This window comes from Luteibacter sp. P4_D7_3, from assembly GCF_056401735.1.
Genome location: NZ_JBFUIT010000018.1, coordinates 42,234 through 57,267 on the forward strand (window position 1 = coordinate 42,234; position 15,034 = coordinate 57,267).

The window sequence follows — 15,034 nt, forward strand, 5'->3', positions numbered from 1 at the left end:
GCTCAGGCCTTGGTCTGGGCCTGGCGGAGAATGTTGGCCCGTGACTCGGCCACCATGGCCAGCATGGCCTTCCTCGCCACCTCGGGCTGGCCGCGACGCACGGCTTCATAGACCTTCTGGTGCTGCGGCAGGGCCGCCTTGAAGTTGCTCGCGTTGCGTGCGGAGAGGAGGAAGAACGTGCCCAGCGCCGTCTCGATCACCGAAAACAGCGACACCATGAGCGAGTTGTTGGTGGCCTTCAGCAGGATCTCGTGAAAGGCCAGATCCGCTTCGGCCCAGGCATCCAGGTCTTCGGACGCCGCCATCGCATCGTAGGCGGCCTTGAGCTCGACGATCTGTGCGTCGGTTCGTCGTTTTGCCGCTGCGGCCGCGGCACCGGGCTCGATCAGCTCACGCATTTCGACCAGCTGTTCGACGAAGCTGTCCGTCGGCATGGAGGCGCAGCGCCAGGCCAGCACCTCGGCATCGAGCTGTTTCCAGTGAATGGCCTCGCGCACGCGGGCACCGGTTCGCTGGCGGGATTCGATCAGTCCCTTCGCCACGAGAACTTTCATCGCTTCGCGCAGCGCGGTGCGGCTGACCTGCAGCTGTTCGGCCAGGAGATCCTCGCGCGGAAGACCCTCGCCCGGCGCAAGCTTGCCGCTGACGATCAGCTGTCCCAGTTCGTGAACGACCTGGTTGTGGAGGCTACGTGCTCCCACGGGCTTCACCATGCAATGCGCTCCTTTGACGATTCGCCCGAGGCATACATCGTACGGGGTGCGAGCGTCGAAAGAGAAGCTACCTGCTCCGACGGTCTTGACCCATGTCTGATTGTGGCAGGCTAGAATCTTCTCATCGCAATGCGTCGACGTACCCTCCTGCGTGCGTCGATGCCTGTTCGTCAGGAATCGCCATGACCGCCTGGATAGATCGCCGCGCCCTCGACCTCTTCGCCATCGAGCACCCCCTGTTACTCGCGCCCATGGCGGGATCGGGTGGGTCAGCACTCGCCATCGCGGTGGCACGTGCCGGTGGCCTCGGAGCCATTCCCTGTGCATCCCTTTCCCTCGACACGATAGACGCGGAAGTAAGGACATTCCGCGCGGCAGCGCCGGGCTCCCGGATCAACCTGAATTTCTTCGCACATACACCTGTCACGCCGACCGACGACATGACGAGGCGCTGGCTCGACCGACTTGCGCCTTACTTCGCCGAGTTCGACGTCGATGTCGCTACGCTGCCGAAGGCTGGCGGACGCGCACCCTTCGATGCCGCCATGTGTTCGCTCGTATCGGACCTGCGTCCTGAAGTGGTGAGCTTTCATTTCGGCCTTCCAGACGACGTGCTGCTGGATCGCGTCAAGGCAACCGGCGCTATCGTGATTGCATCGGCGACGACAGTGGCGGAGGGGCGCTGGCTCCAGGATCGCGGTTGCGATGCTGTCATCGCGCAGGGCTACGAAGCGGGGGGGCATCGCGGCAACTTCCTTAGCGATGACATGGCCACCCAACCCGGCAGCATCGCGCTCGTGCCGCAGATGGTGGATGCGCTGACCGTGCCGGTCATTGCCGCGGGAGGCATTGTCGACGGCCGGGCCATGGCCGCCGCACTTTGCCTTGGCGCATCGGCGGTACAGCTGGGTACGGCGTTTCTGCTCGCGGACGAGGCGACCAGCGTCACTTCGCATCGCAACGCGCTGCGCACCGCACGCGACGACAACACGGCGGTGACCAACGTACTCACCGGAAGACCGGCGCGCGGTGTAGTCAACCGGATCATGCGTGAGCTGGGAGTATTGTCGACGGACCCGCTCCCGTTCCCGCTGGCCGGTGGTCCGCTGACTCCTCTGCGCGCCGCCACCGAACCGGACGGGCTGGGCGACTTCCAACCGTTGTGGTCCGGGCAGTCCGGCGCCCTGGCCCGGGAGGCGGGGGCGGCGCAGATCGTCGCCGACGTGGTGGAGCAGGCGGCCCGCCTGCTTCGCCTATAAAACGATGCCACAGGCATACCGAGGCCGCCGCATGGCGGCCTTTTCACGTCTGCCTTGAAAAAAAGTCGTGCACGGCCTCTTGAGATTACGCGTATCATCTTCATTAAAAGTACGTTCGTAATTTCACTATCCAGCAGGTACCGCCGTGGCCGCCGTCATCGATACTCCTGTCTCCGAAGCTGTGGGACGAAAAAAGAGCTTTAAAATCATCGGCCTCGTTGGCCTCATCGTGGTCGTCGGCCTGTACGGCGCCCATTGGTGGACGACCGGACGGTTCATCGAGGACACCGATGACGCCTATGTCGGCGGCGACATCACCGTGATCGGCTCCAAGGTTCCCGGGTACATCCAGGGCATCGCCGTCACGGACAACCAGGCTGTCCACAAGGGCGATCTTCTGGTGAAGATCGACGACCGCGACTACAAGGCAGCGCTGGAAAAAGCCGAGGCGGCCGTCGCGGCGCAGGAAGCGTCGTTGCGTAACCTCGATGCGGTGGCCCAGTTACAGCACAGCGTGATTGCGCAGGCCCAGGCCGGGCTGTCGGCCGCCCAGGCCGAAGCGAACCGTTCAAAACTCGACGACCAGCGCTACCGCGACCTCGCCGGCCGTTCGGCCGTCTCGGTGGAAAGCGCCCAGCGTGCCCAGGCCGATTTCCAGACGGCCCATGCAGCCACCGACCGCGCTTCGGCGGTGGTCCAGGGCGCGCAGCGACAGCTGGACGTCATCGACACGCAGAAGCATCAGGTCGAGGCCGCACTGAGCCAGGCCCACGCCGAAGCCGACATTGCGAGGCTGAATCTCTCGTACACGGAACTGCGTGCCCCGGTCGATGGCGTCATCGGCAACCGTCGCGCACGCGTCGGTACCTATGCCGCGGCGGGTAGCCAGATGCTCGTCGTCGTGCCCGCCCACGGCCTCTGGGTCGATGCCAACTTCAAGGAAGACCAGCTGGCCCGCATGAGCGTGGGGCAGGTGGTCGATGTTCGCGCCGATGTGTTGCCGGGCAAGACATTCAAAGGCCACGTGACCAGCCTTGCGCCGGCCACCGGTGCGCAATTCAGCGTCCTGCCGCCGGAGAACGCCACCGGCAACTTCACCAAGATCGTCCAGCGCGTACCGGTCCGCGTCACCCTCGACGGTAACGACGGCGACCTCGGTACGTTGCGCCCGGGCCTTTCCGTCACTGCGACGATCGATACCAAAGCGCCATGAACCCGATCGCTCATCTCACCCAGGGCCAGAAGGTCTTCGCTTTCGCGAGCATGTGCCTGGGCATGTTCATCGCGTTGCTGGACATCCAGATCGTGTCCGCCTCCCTGCGCGATATCGGCGGTGGCCTCTCGGCCGGCGCGGACGACACCGCCTGGGTACAGACGAGCTATCTCATCGCCGAGATTGTGGTGATTCCGCTTTCGGGATGGCTGAGCCGCGTGTTTTCCACGCGCTGGCTGTTCGCCGTTTCGGCGGCCGGCTTCACGCTTACCAGCCTGCTTTGCGGCCTGGCCTGGGACATCCAGAGCATGATCGTGTTCCGCGCCGCCCAGGGCTTTCTCGGCGGCTCGATGATCCCGATGGTCTTCACCACGGCCTTCGTGTTTTTCGAAGGGAAGAACCGCGTCGTGGCGGCGGCGACCATCGGCGCGCTCGCTTCGCTGGCGCCGACGCTCGGGCCAACGCTTGGCGGCTGGATCACCGACCACTATTCCTGGCACTGGCTGTTCTTCGTCAACCTGATTCCCGGTGCGTTCGTGACCATTGCCGTGCCGATCCTGGTGAAGATCGACGAAGCCGATTTCTCGCTGCTCAAAGTGGGCGACTGGCTGGGCATCGCGCTGATCGCCACCTTCCTGGGCTGCCTCGAATACACGCTCGAGGAAGGCCCGCGCTGGAACTGGATGCAGGATTCGACCATCCGCACCACGGCATGGATCACCGCGATCTCCGGCGTGCTCTTTGTCTGGCGCGGGCTCACCGCCGAGCATCCGGTGGTGGACCTTCGTGCGCTCAAGGACCGCAACTTCGCACTGGGCTGCTTCTTCTCCTTCGTTACCGGCATCGGCCTGTTCGCGACCATCTACCTGACGCCGCTCTTCCTGGGCCGCGTGGAAGGCTACAGCGCGTTGCAGATCGGCAAAGCGGTGTTCTCCACGGGCGTCTTCCAGATCCTGACCATCCCGATCTACTCGATGCTGGCCAACCGCGTCGACCTGCGCTGGTTGCTGATGGTCGGCCTGGCCTTGTTCGCGGTGTCGATGTTCGAGTTCACCCCGATCACGCATGACTGGAGCGGCACGGAGCTGCTGTTCCCGCAGGCACTTCGTGGCATGGGCCAGCAGCTGGCCATTCCACCGACCGTCACGCTCACCCTGGGCGGACTGCTGCCTTCGAAACTGAAGCAGGCGTCGGGTCTGTTCAACCTCATGCGCAACCTCGGTGGCGCGATGGGCATCGCCGGATGCGCAACGATCCTCAGCGATCGTACCAATCTGCATTTCTACCGCCTTGCCGAGCACCTGAACCCGACCAACGAAGCGATGAACAACCTACTGCCCAACCCGGCGGATACCGAGAACTACACCGCCGCGTTGCAATCGCTCTGGCAACTGACCTTCCGTGAGGCGCAGACGCTGACTTACAGCGACGCCTTCCTCTCCATCATGGTGTGCTTTGTCATCGCGACGATCATGGTCCCGTTGATGCGCAAGGTGCAGCCGCCGAAAGGGCCTTCCCCCGATGCGCACTAAATTCCTCTTCGCCTTGCTGGCCGCGGGTCTCGCGGGATGCACGGTCGGTCCCGATTACGTCCGGCCCAACATGGCCAGCAACCCGACCTGGCATGAGTCCGACGCGCTGGCCGCGCGCCAGGTCGCGGCGCCTGCTCCATCACTGGACGCGTGGTGGAAGGGTTTCAACGATCCCGAGCTGGTTGCCATCGTCGATCGCGTGATGGCGCAAAATCTTGACCTTGCCGCCTCCACGGCCCGCGTTGCACAGGCGCGTGCCGCGGCAGCGCACGCACAGGCCGATCGCATGCCGAGCGGAAGCCTCGACGGCAGCGTCGCCCGGCAGCACCAGTCCACGCGCAGCCCGCTCGGCACGATCGCCAGCGCCTTCCCGGGCTACGAGCGCGACCAGACCATCCAGGACATCGGTGCCGGTGCCAGCTGGGAGACTGATCTTGCCGGTGGCCTCCGCCGCGGTGCCGAAGCCGCCGATGCGGAATACCAGGCGGCAGAGGCCACGCACGTCGGCGTGCGCATCTCGCTGGCTGCCGAAGCGGCCGACGCGTACTTCCGCGTGCGCGGTGCGCAGGAGCGTATCGCCATCGCCGAAGAGCAGATCAAGAACGAAACTGGCCTGGTCGACCTCGTTCGCCTGCGCGCGGAGCACGGTGTAGGCACGGCACGCGAGACGGCCCAGTCCGAAGCGTTGCTCCTGCAGGCCCGGGCGACGATACCTCCGCTGAAGATCGAACTGGAAACACAGCTCAATCGTCTCGACGTGCTCATGGGCGCGGCACCGGGAACCTACGCCGCGGAGATCGGTGGCGCCGGCAAGTCGTACCTCGTGCCCGGCGTGGATGCGGCGGGCGGCCCGGCTGCCCTGCTTCGTCGCCGCCCGGACGTGATCGCCGCCGAGCGCGAGCTCGCCGCCAGCAATGCGCGGATCGGTGTCGCCGTGTCCGAGTACTACCCGTCGGTCTCCTTGTCCGCCTTGCTCGGCTTCAGCACGCTGGGCGCCGGCCACCTGCTTACCGGCGCCGCCTTCCAGCCCCAGGGTGCGCTTGGCCTGCACTGGCGTCTCTTCGACTTCGGCCGCGTGGACACCGAGGTGCAGCAGGCCAGGGGCGCCAATGCCGAAGCGCTGGCGAAGTACCGCGCGTCGATGCTGCGTGCCACGGAAGACGTGGAGAACGCCATCGTGTCCCTGTCCCAGCTCGAGGCCCAGCACGCGCTGCTGACCGACGAAGTGGATGCGCACATCCGTGCTCGCGACGCAGCGCAGGATGCGTACAAGGGCGGTGCGATCAGCCTTATCGAAGTGCTCGACGAGGATCGCCAGTTGCTCGCATCGCGGGACCTGCTCGCACAGGTCCACGCGAACGACGCGCGCTCCGCCGTGGCCGCCTTCCGCGCCCTCGGCGGCGGTTGGGACGCACCTCGCGACGACGTCGCCACCACGGAGCACTGAGCCATGCGTTACGACAAGGAACACAAGGACCAGACCCGCCAGCGCATCGTCGAGACCGCCGCGTTCCGTTTTCGCGAACACGGCATCGAAGGCGAGGGTGTGAAATCGCTGATGGCAGCGGCGGGTCTCACCAACGGTGCCTTCTACAACCACTTCGAATCCAAGGAAGACCTGACGCGGGAGGCAGTGACGGCGGCGCTCAAGGACCGGGTGGCGCGACTCCGGCATTGGATCGATGGTGGCGAGGGACTCGGCGGGCTCATCCGGAGCTACTTTTCCATTCGCCATCGGGACAATCCCGGACGTGGTTGTCCCTCGTCCGCTGTCGCTGCCGAAGTAGCCCGTCATTCGGACGCCGTGCGAGCGGCCTTCACGGTCGGAGTGAACGAGTTCCTGGAACTGGCAGCCACGCAATGGCCGGCGCTACCACCGGCCCAGGCGCGGTCGCGAGCCATCGCCCTCTACGGCCTGATGGCTGGCACCATGCAGGTCGCCCGCGCCACCAACGATCCAGCCACGTCGGACGAGGTGCTTGCCGCCGGTCGGCGCGCGGCGCTCGAACTGGCGGGCATCGAAGAGGGATAATCGGGCCCTGACCCCAAGCAGGACCGAGCCATGGCCGTCGCGACCGCCGAACATGTTGGCAAGCGTTTCTCCCTCGAGCAGATGCTCGGTGCCCGCGAGCAGTCATGGACGGCCCTGCGCGATATCGCGTCGCGTGTCGCGCCGGGGATGAGCGAGCCGGAGGCCATCGATCTGGCCGGCGAACGCCTGGCCGCCGCCGGCATGCAGCGCATCTGGCACCCGAGCATCGTCCGCTTCGGTGCCAACACGCTGAAGACGTTCCGTCAGCGTTCCGCCCCCGATACCGTGCTCGCCGCGAACGACATCTTCTTCATCGACCTGGGTCCGGTTTTCGATGGCCACGAGGGCGATGTCGGTGACACCTTCGTGGTCGGTGACGACGCGACGATGCACGCGTGCTCGGAAGCCTCACGCCAGCTCTTCGCCCGCACTGCCGCCCGGTGGCGCGGAGGCGTGACGGGCGTGGCCCTCTACGACTACGCCAGTGCCGAAGCCGAGGCCATGGGCTGGCGCCTCAACCACGCCACCAAGGGGCATCGGGTCGGCGACTATCCGCATGCCGTGCACAAGGCCGGTGCGCTCGGTGGCTTCGACGCAGTCCCCGTTCCGGGGTTGTGGATCCTCGAAATCCAGATCGCGCATCCGACCCTTCCTATCGGGGCGTTCTACGAAGACCTGCTGATGGCGTAGCTGGAGATTTTTCGGGCGTCGTGCGTCAATCGGGTTTTGACCCGACGCGAGGCACCAGGGATGGACCGACGTAGTAGATCGCTTCTCGTGGCGTGTGCCATCTGGATGAGCGCGGCCACTGCCGCGCCGTCAGTGGTCTCTTCAAAGCCGATCGACCCCCAGGTGCCTCCACCCTACGTGCTGGACGACACCGAAGTTCGCACGCTGCATGCCGATGGAACGGATCGCGATTATCAGGTCCTGGTCAGCCTCCCGCCGTCGTACAGGAAGGACCCGAACCGGCGATACCCGGTCATCTTCGTGACCGATGCCAACTACGCTTTCCCTTTGATCCGAAGCATCGGACGCCGCGTCGGCGACCACGGCGACGGCACCGAAGACTTCATCCTCGTTGGCCTGGCGTATGCGGTGGGCGACACGCCGGAGTACAGCCGGCGACGCGACTACACGCCGACGCCACACGGCACCGCAGACGCTGTGTCCGATATGCCCGGGCGTCCCGTCGTCTATGGTGAGAGCGATCTCTATCGTCGCTTCATCAAGGAGCAGGTCTTCCCCCTGATCGCTGCGAACTATCGCGCCGACATGAGCCGGAAGATCTACACCGGTCACTCGTACGGCGGCTTGCTCGGCCTGGACATGCTCATCGCAGACCCGGGCATGTTCCAGTACTACATCCTCGGCAGTCCGTCCCTGCAGTTCGATCGGCAGGTCGAGTTCACGCGCATGCGCAAGGCCACATCGACGCTGAAGGACATGCCGGCCCATGTGCTGATGGTACTTGGCGCTTACGAAACCCTCGAGCCTTCGTCGCACGATCCACGCTACAACCGCAGCGTCGACATGGTGCGCAACGCGCGGCGTTTCATGGATGAACTCAAGGCGAAGCGGTATCCCGGTTTGCATATCCAGATGACGACCATCCCCGACGAAGATCACCTCACGGTATTTCCTTCGGTCATCACGCGGGGATTGCTGTGGGCGTTGCCGGGGAAACGGGACTTGCAGAGGTAAGTCCTACATACATCTGAGAAAAATCGGCATTGCGGTGTTTTGGCGTTAGACGTATCGTTCGTTCTGAACGCACCGCCCGCCTCGGCGTTCATCCGCCCTCCGGGGTCCTCACCAGGAGTGGGATATCCAAGAGATCCGGGCTACGGGGCCCCGCATTCGTGCGGGGCCTTCGCTTTTTTGAGCCGACGCCTAACCCTAGAACTCGATGCAGGAGCACGCGAAAGCGGATTGGTCTTTCCTTTCCCTGGTTACTGGGACGGGTAGCGTAGGCGCTCTGGACAATCAGTCTTACGCAGGGCCGTGGGGAAGCCCCATCTCTTTTCAAACGTCGCAATACGAAGAAGACGCGGTAGTCGCATGGTCTCTCGGCAGTCGATATTCCATCCAGGCTGAGATAGTTCTGATTTCGCGCGTGGTAACACTTGCGTGCCCAGAGATTCTTGACAATCTCGGGAAGTCTGTACGAGAGCGCATAACGCTCCTCGTCGAAGACGCGACACTCGCGCGCGTCCGCGTAGGTCGATTCCGACGAGTCTCCGGCACGGCGCCCACGCGTAAAGGTGTGCATGGAGAATCCTATTTCGATGTCAACATCGATCTCACTCGAGCCTGGCGCTGCGGGCAAGCGCAATGCGAATCTAAAAGGATGCAGGTGATTTAGCGGAAAGGCTTTCCCTGATGATGCAACGTAGGGCTGCCATCTCATAAGCCCCGTAGCCCAGTTCACTCCCATCGAAAAGCCCCACTAGGTAAAGCAAGTAGTGAGGCGTATTCGTTGCGTTGTTCGTTATCGGTCCTTGCGGAAGATCATGTCGGCAATGTGCTTCACGTTCGCTTACCAAGCGCGAGGGTCTACCGACCGTCTCTAAGAAACATCTTCATTGCGGGCTGCGTGTGCTGCACGTATCGTCCTCGGCGAACGTATACCCGGCCCGGCGTTCGTCCGCCCTTCGGGGTCCTCACCAAGAGTGGGATATTCAAGAGGTTCCGGCGTACGGGGTCCCGCATTCGTGCGGGGCCTTCGCTTTTCTGCGAATCGCAAGATTGCGCGAGTCAGCGAATTCCTACATCATACAAATGATAGTCATTCGCAATTAAGCTCGCACGAAGGGAGAAGGGCCCTCGTGCGACCTATAGGACAACTCCATGATTCTTCGCAGGAATTCGCTGCCGCTCCTGATCGCCGGAGCGTTGCTTCCGTTCGCCACGCCCGGCCAAAGTCTCACGCCTAGAGGAGACGCAACCGCTCAGGCTTCCAGCGACAAGGCCGTGCAGCTCGCTCCCGTCGCTGTGCAGGGCCTCAAGCAGGACGAGGGCTACACGCGCTCCGACGCCTCGGGCGCAACGAAGACGGACACGCCACTCATCGAGACGCCGCAAGCGATTTCCGTCATCTCGAACACGCAGATGATCGACCAGGGCGTGCTCACCGTTCAGGACGCGCTGCGCTATTCGGCCGGCGTCCGGGCCGATGCCTATGGCGTCGATAGCCGCGGCGATGACGCGTTCCTGCGCGGCACCTCGTTCACCCAGTACCTCGATGGTCTTCGGCAGTTCTTCGGCAATGCCTATGCACGCACCGAGCCCTACTTCCTCGACCGCCTCGAGATCGTTCGCGGTCCGTCGTCGGTACTTTACGGCCAGGGCACCACGGGTGGCCTCATCGCCCTGACCTCGAAGCGCCCGGAGTTCATGCCGGGTCACGAAGTCGAAGTGCAGCTCGGCAACAATGCGCGCAAGCAGCTTGCGTTCGACTTCACCGGGCCGCTGGATAGCGCTGGGCACTGGGCGTATCGGCTGATCGGCGTGGTCCGCGATGCAGACGCGCAGGTCGCCCATGTTGCCGATGACCGCAAGGCCATCGCACCATCGATTACGTGGCATCCCGACGCCGATACGAACTGGACGCTGCTCGCCAACCTGCAGTTCGACCACAGCGGTTCGACGCTCAACTTCCTGCCGCATGCCGGTACGATCTTTCCGAATCCGAACGGTCGCATCCGCACCGATCGCTTCGTCAGCGAGCCGGGCTTCGATCGCTACAACACCGACCAGCGTTCCATCACGTCGTTGTTCGAACACCGTTTCAACGACACCTGGAAGTTCGTTCAGAACACACGCTACTCGCACGACAATGTCGATTACCGCTCGCTGTATCCCGACGTGTACTCGAATCCGTCGTACCCGTTCCTGGACGACGCGCAGCGCACCGTCGCGCGCTACAGCTATGTATCGATCGATCGGCACAAGCGCCTGACTACCGATTCGCACGCCGAAGCCGACGTCGATGTTGGCGGGATGCATCATCGTGTGCTGATCGGCGTCGACCTTGCGCACTCACACACGGACTCGCGCCAGGGCAATGGCTTCGATGGCGTGCCGTTCGACCTTTACTCGCCTGTCTACGGCAATGGTTTCGTTGCACCGGACATCTTCCCGGTGGCATCGAGCGTGACGCGCCAGACCGGCGTGTACCTGCAGGACCAGATCAACTGGGGCGAGCACTGGATCGGTACCGTGGGCGTGCGCCATGACCGCGCCACGCTTGCGACAGGCGATACCCGCTCCGTGGACAACGCCACCACGGCTCGTTACGGGGTGATGTATCGCTTCGATAACGGCCTGGTGCCATATGTCAGTTACACGGAGTCCTTCCAGCCGCTGGACAGCCTGGATTTCTACAACCGTCCCTACCAGCCCTTGCGCGGCAAGCAGTACGAAGCTGGCGTGAAGTACCAGCCGGTCGGCAGCGCCACGCTGATCACGGCGACGTACTACGACCTGCGCGAAGAGAATCGGCTGGCGCCCGACCCGACCAATCCGCTCAACCAGATCCAGGCCGGCAGCGCGAAGACCCGCGGCGTCGAACTCGAGGCGTCGACCCGCGTGGCCAGTCACGTCGACCTGATCGGTACCTACACCTGGACCAAGGCACGTCCCGACGACGGCACGATCGTCGCCGGCCTGCCGAAGAACCAGGCGTCGGTATGGGGCGTGTATCACGTCAACGACGCGGATGGCGACGGCTTGAGCTTCGGCATGGGCGCGCGCTACATCGGCGTGAACTACGACGAGACAGGGTCGATTCGCGTCCCGGACAAGACGCTGTTCGACGCGATGGTCGCGTACACACAGGGCCCGTGGCGCTTCTCCGTCAACGCGGCCAATCTCACCGACCAGGCGTACAGCGCAAGCTGCCTTGCCCGCGGTGACTGTTTCTACGGTCCGCGTCGCAGCATTGTCGGTTCCGCACGCTACCGGTTCTGATAAGCCGTCGTAACCTTTGGACGGCCAGACCCATTAGGATCGAACGTTCGCTAACGTCGAACCGGAGATCGTGATGGGGTTTCGCAAGATGCTTGGGAGCGCGGCACTGGCCGCGCTGCTCTCCACGAATGCGCTGGCCGCGCCGCCTCCGGGCTATTCGGGTAATCCCGTGTTTCCCGGCTGGTACGCCGATCCGGAAGCCGCCATCTTCGGTGGCCAGTACTGGATCTATCCGACCACATCGCTCCCGTACAGCGAGCAGACCCATTTCGACGCGTTCTCCTCGCCCGATCTCGTCCATTGGACGAAACATGCGAACGTGCTCGAGATAAAGGCGATTCCCTGGGCGAAGAAAGCGCTCTGGGCGCCCGCCCTGGTCGAGAAGGATGGCAAGTACTTCTTCTTCTTTGCCGCGAACGATATCCAGAGCGACAAGGAAGTGGGCGGCATTGGCGTGGCGGTGGCCGACAAGCCCGAGGGGCCATTCAAGGACTTGCTGGGCAAGCCACTGGTCGGTGCCTTCCACAACGGCGCGCAGCCGATCGACCAGTTCGTCTTTCATGACGACGACGGCACGTACTACATGATCTACGGCGGCTGGAAGCACGCGAACATCGTCAAGCTGAAGTCGGACTTCACCGGCGTCGAGCCGATGGCCGACGGCACGGCCTTCAAGGAAATCACGCCGGGACCGGAGTACGTCGAGGGCCCGCTGATGTTCAAGCGCAACGGGCACTACTACTTCATGTGGTCGGAAGGCGGCTGGACCGGCCCCAACTATTCCGTCGCCTATGCCATCGGCGATTCACCGATGGGACCGTTCAAGCGGATGGGCACGATCCTCAAGCAAGATCCGCAGGTCGCCACCGGGGCCGGCCATCACTCGGTGTTCCACAACGCGAAGGACGACAGCTGGTACATCGTTTACCACCGGCATCCTCTGGGCGACACCAACGGTAACGATCGGGTGACGTCCATCGATGTCATGTCGTTCGACAAGGACGGCAGCATCCTCCCGGTCAAGATGACCAACGAAGGTGTCAAGGCGAATCCGTTGCGTTGATCGGCCCTGCACTGATCGGCTCAGGGAAGGGTCACGATCACCTTGCCGGCGGAACGGCCGCTCTCGACCAGATCGAGCGCGGCATCGCCGCCGGCGAGTCTGAAGCGTTGCGCCGATAGCACCGGCACCAACTTCCCTGCGTCGGCAAGCCGCGTCGCTTCAGCCAGGATGYGCCCATGCTGCTCGCGCCCGTGGCCGGTCAGCAACGGCATCAGGGTGAACACACCGGAGTAGCTCGCCGCGCGGAACGACAGCGGCGCGAGTGAGTGCGTACCCCAGCCGAGGCTGCTGACCACGTGGCCACCGTTACGTCGCGCGGCGACGAAGGATGCGTCGAGCGTCGCGCCGCCGAGAGTGTCGTAAACCACGTCGAAACCCTCGCCGTTGGTGTATTCGCGGACGATCGTCTCGATGTCTTCGACCTGCCGGTCCACGGCGGTCGCGCCCATGGCGGTCATCGTCGCCAGCTGGGAAGCGCTGCCCGTCGCCACGACGCGCGCACCGCGTGCCACCGCCAACTGGACGGCCATGCTACCGACGCCGCCGGCTCCGCCATGGACGAGCACCGACTGCCCGGGCTGCACGTCGGCGCGATCGACCAGGCCTTCCCAGGCGGTGATGAAACCCAGCGGGATGGCGGCGGCATCGGCGAGGGGGATGCGGGAAGGAGCGTGCGCGAGCAACCGTGCGTCGACGGCGGCGAACTCCGCCAGAGAGCCCTGCACGCCACCGACGCCGCCGGTCATGCCGTAAACGGCGTCGCCGGGCGCAAACCCATCAACACCATCGCCCACCGCTTCGACCGTCCCAGACATATCGATGCCGAGCACGGCCGGTGCCGGCTGGCGGGCATGCGCGGCCTGGCCGGCACGGATCTTCGTGTCCAGCGGGTTGAGACCCGCGGCCAGGATGCGGACAAGGACTTCGCCAACGCCCGCTACCGGGCGTGGAAGGTGGGCAAGGACCAGGGGGGTACCCGGCGCATCGAGGCGCAGGGCGGACATCGGGCGGGAAGGTGTCATGGTGGGCTCTGGTGGGCGACGGCGTCGTCCTTGGCGACTACGTTAGTCCTTCGATCACGCATGGAGAACGGCCAGAATTGCACGACACCCATGCATAACTGCATGATGCGGCATGGAATGGAGCGATCTGCGCATCTTTCTGGCGGTGGCCCGAGGCGGCACGCTCGGCGCTGCCGGGCGCGAACTTGGCCAGACCCAGCCGACCATGGGCCGGCGCATCCGCGCGCTTGAAGCGTCCCTGGGCCTGACCCTGTTCCAGCGGACCAGCGAAGGGTTCGTCCTCACCGACGAGGGTGCGGCCGTGCTCGCGCACGCCGAACGGATGGAATCCGAAGCGCTGGGCATCGCTCGTGCAGCGAGCGGGCACGCAGGAGAACTGGAGGGTGATCTGCGCGTGTCGTCATCGGATTGGTTCGGCGCGCACGTGCTGAGTCCCGCGATCGCAGCGATGCATCGTCGCCATCCGGCGGTGACCGTCGAACTGATCACGGATGCGCGACGGCTGAGCCTGGCGCGCCGTGAGGCGGACCTCGTCTTCCGCATCGCGCCGTTCGACGAGCCGGACATCGCACAGCGCAGGCTTCTGCATATGCCATACGCGGCCTACATCGCGACGACGCACGACGATACAGTGGCACCCCAACGGATCACGATGGACACCGCCTTCGGCGACATGCCCGACGTAGCATGGCTGCAGTCGCGCCTGCCTGACACTCGCGTAGCCTTCCGCAGCAACAGCCGCGAGGCGCAGGCACGCGCCTGCGCGCTCGGCGTGGGTATCGCGGTGTTGCCTTGTCCACTGGGTGACGCGACGCCCGGTCTGCGCCGCATCGATCTCGGCGAAACACCTCCCGGTCGCGACGTCTGGCTCGGCTACCACAAGGATCTTCGCCACCTTCCACGCTTGCGCGCCTTCGTCGACGAAGTGCTCCGCGCCACAGGCGATACCGCACCCCCGTAGGAGCCGATTCATCGGCGAACGGGTGCTTGCCTCAACCCCGCCTGCTGCCGCGGGATCGCCGATGAATTGCAGTGGTCAAGCTTTTCTGGACACCGGTGTAGGAGCCTGAGCCGCCAGTTGCTCGAAGAGCACTGGCGGGATGTCGTTTAGTCGCGAGTGTTGCCGTTCTAGGTTGTAGTAGATCAGAAAGTCGGTCAGCTCCTTCTCGGCCTCGGCGATAGATGCGTAGCCTCCTTCAGGTACCCACTCGTACTTGAGCGTCTTGAAG

Annotated in this window: 13 protein-coding genes; 10 read left to right on the forward strand and 3 right to left on the reverse strand. The window is 64.3% G+C overall.

Annotated elements, in window-relative coordinates:
* Window positions 1-2: 2 nt before the first annotated feature.
* Window positions 3-713, reverse strand: coding sequence for a FadR/GntR family transcriptional regulator (locus AC1DSN_RS03670; RefSeq protein ID WP_213949038.1), 711 nt, complete (start codon window positions 711-713; stop codon window positions 3-5).
* A 182-nt stretch (window positions 714-895) separates the two neighbouring features.
* Between AC1DSN_RS03670 and AC1DSN_RS03675 the strand changes: the two genes are divergently transcribed.
* The 9 genes from AC1DSN_RS03675 to AC1DSN_RS03715 all read left to right on the forward strand — a co-directional run bounded on the left by AC1DSN_RS03675 (window position 896) and on the right by AC1DSN_RS03715 (window position 12,783).
* On the forward strand, window positions 896-1,972 hold the full coding sequence (locus AC1DSN_RS03675; RefSeq protein WP_477329625.1) for an NAD(P)H-dependent flavin oxidoreductase: 1,077 nt from the start codon (window positions 896-898) through the stop codon (window positions 1,970-1,972).
* Window positions 1,973-2,117: 145 nt separating this feature from the next.
* Window positions 2,118-3,185 (forward strand): HlyD family secretion protein, encoded by a 1,068-nt coding sequence (locus tag AC1DSN_RS03680; RefSeq protein ID WP_345777502.1) that lies wholly within the window; start codon window positions 2,118-2,120, stop codon window positions 3,183-3,185.
* Window positions 3,182-4,717 (forward strand): DHA2 family efflux MFS transporter permease subunit, encoded by a 1,536-nt coding sequence (locus tag AC1DSN_RS03685; RefSeq protein ID WP_063573016.1) that lies wholly within the window; start codon window positions 3,182-3,184, stop codon window positions 4,715-4,717. The genes AC1DSN_RS03680 and AC1DSN_RS03685 overlap by 4 nt, the downstream gene beginning before the upstream one ends.
* Window positions 4,707-6,164 carry an efflux transporter outer membrane subunit gene (locus AC1DSN_RS03690; protein WP_477329627.1) on the forward strand — a complete coding sequence of 486 codons (1,458 nt, stop codon included), beginning with the start codon at window positions 4,707-4,709 and terminating at the stop codon, window positions 6,162-6,164. The genes AC1DSN_RS03685 and AC1DSN_RS03690 overlap by 11 nt, the downstream gene beginning before the upstream one ends.
* A gap of 3 nt (window positions 6,165-6,167) precedes the next feature.
* Window positions 6,168-6,749, forward strand: coding sequence for a TetR/AcrR family transcriptional regulator (locus tag AC1DSN_RS03695; RefSeq protein ID WP_477294376.1), 582 nt, complete (start codon window positions 6,168-6,170; stop codon window positions 6,747-6,749).
* Window positions 6,750-6,779: 30 nt separating this feature from the next.
* A complete protein-coding gene (locus tag AC1DSN_RS03700; RefSeq protein ID WP_477329629.1) occupies window positions 6,780-7,439 on the forward strand; it encodes a M24 family metallopeptidase in 660 nt (219 codons plus the stop codon).
* A gap of 105 nt (window positions 7,440-7,544) precedes the next feature.
* Window positions 7,545-8,453 (forward strand): alpha/beta hydrolase, encoded by a 909-nt coding sequence (locus AC1DSN_RS03705; protein WP_157504091.1) that lies wholly within the window; start codon window positions 7,545-7,547, stop codon window positions 8,451-8,453.
* A 1,146-nt stretch (window positions 8,454-9,599) separates the two neighbouring features.
* Window positions 9,600-11,720 carry a TonB-dependent siderophore receptor gene (locus AC1DSN_RS03710; RefSeq protein ID WP_477294371.1) on the forward strand — a complete coding sequence of 707 codons (2,121 nt, stop codon included), beginning with the start codon at window positions 9,600-9,602 and terminating at the stop codon, window positions 11,718-11,720.
* 73 nt (window positions 11,721-11,793) lie between these two features.
* On the forward strand, window positions 11,794-12,783 hold the full coding sequence (locus tag AC1DSN_RS03715; protein WP_477329631.1) for a glycoside hydrolase family 43 protein: 990 nt from the start codon (window positions 11,794-11,796) through the stop codon (window positions 12,781-12,783).
* A gap of 20 nt (window positions 12,784-12,803) precedes the next feature.
* Here AC1DSN_RS03715 and AC1DSN_RS03720 read toward each other — a convergent pair whose 3' ends face one another.
* Entirely contained in the window at window positions 12,804-13,805 is a 1,002-nt protein-coding gene (locus AC1DSN_RS03720) for a zinc-dependent alcohol dehydrogenase family protein (protein WP_477329633.1), read from the reverse strand.
* Window positions 13,806-13,917: 112 nt separating this feature from the next.
* Between AC1DSN_RS03720 and AC1DSN_RS03725 the strand changes: the two genes are divergently transcribed.
* Window positions 13,918-14,766: a LysR family transcriptional regulator gene (locus AC1DSN_RS03725; protein ID WP_477294365.1), complete on the forward strand. Its 849-nt coding sequence runs from the start codon at window positions 13,918-13,920 to the stop codon at window positions 14,764-14,766.
* A 75-nt stretch (window positions 14,767-14,841) separates the two neighbouring features.
* Here the strand turns inward: AC1DSN_RS03725 and AC1DSN_RS03730 are convergent.
* Window positions 14,842-15,034, reverse strand: a 193-nt coding sequence (locus AC1DSN_RS03730; protein ID WP_477329635.1) for an integrase core domain-containing protein, incomplete at its 5' end; no start/stop codon positions are given.

Excerpts from the sequence above, each read along its gene's own strand:
- AC1DSN_RS03670 (WP_213949038.1), bottom strand. The coding sequence starts at position 713 with ATGGTGAAGCCCGTGGGAGCACGTAGCCTCCACAACCAGGTCGTTCAC.
- AC1DSN_RS03675 (WP_477329625.1), top strand. The coding sequence starts at position 896 with ATGACCGCCTGGATAGATCGCCGCGCCCTCGACCTCTTCGCCATCGAG.
- AC1DSN_RS03685 (WP_063573016.1), top strand. The coding sequence starts at position 3,182 with ATGAACCCGATCGCTCATCTCACCCAGGGCCAGAAGGTCTTCGCTTTC.
- AC1DSN_RS03690 (WP_477329627.1), top strand. The coding sequence starts at position 4,707 with ATGCGCACTAAATTCCTCTTCGCCTTGCTGGCCGCGGGTCTCGCGGGA.
- AC1DSN_RS03695 (WP_477294376.1), top strand. The coding sequence starts at position 6,168 with ATGCGTTACGACAAGGAACACAAGGACCAGACCCGCCAGCGCATCGTC.
- AC1DSN_RS03700 (WP_477329629.1), top strand. The coding sequence starts at position 6,780 with ATGGCCGTCGCGACCGCCGAACATGTTGGCAAGCGTTTCTCCCTCGAG.
- AC1DSN_RS03705 (WP_157504091.1), top strand. The coding sequence starts at position 7,545 with ATGAGCGCGGCCACTGCCGCGCCGTCAGTGGTCTCTTCAAAGCCGATC.
- AC1DSN_RS03710 (WP_477294371.1), top strand. The coding sequence starts at position 9,600 with ATGATTCTTCGCAGGAATTCGCTGCCGCTCCTGATCGCCGGAGCGTTG.
- AC1DSN_RS03715 (WP_477329631.1), top strand. The coding sequence starts at position 11,794 with ATGGGGTTTCGCAAGATGCTTGGGAGCGCGGCACTGGCCGCGCTGCTC.
- AC1DSN_RS03725 (WP_477294365.1), top strand. The coding sequence starts at position 13,918 with ATGGAATGGAGCGATCTGCGCATCTTTCTGGCGGTGGCCCGAGGCGGC.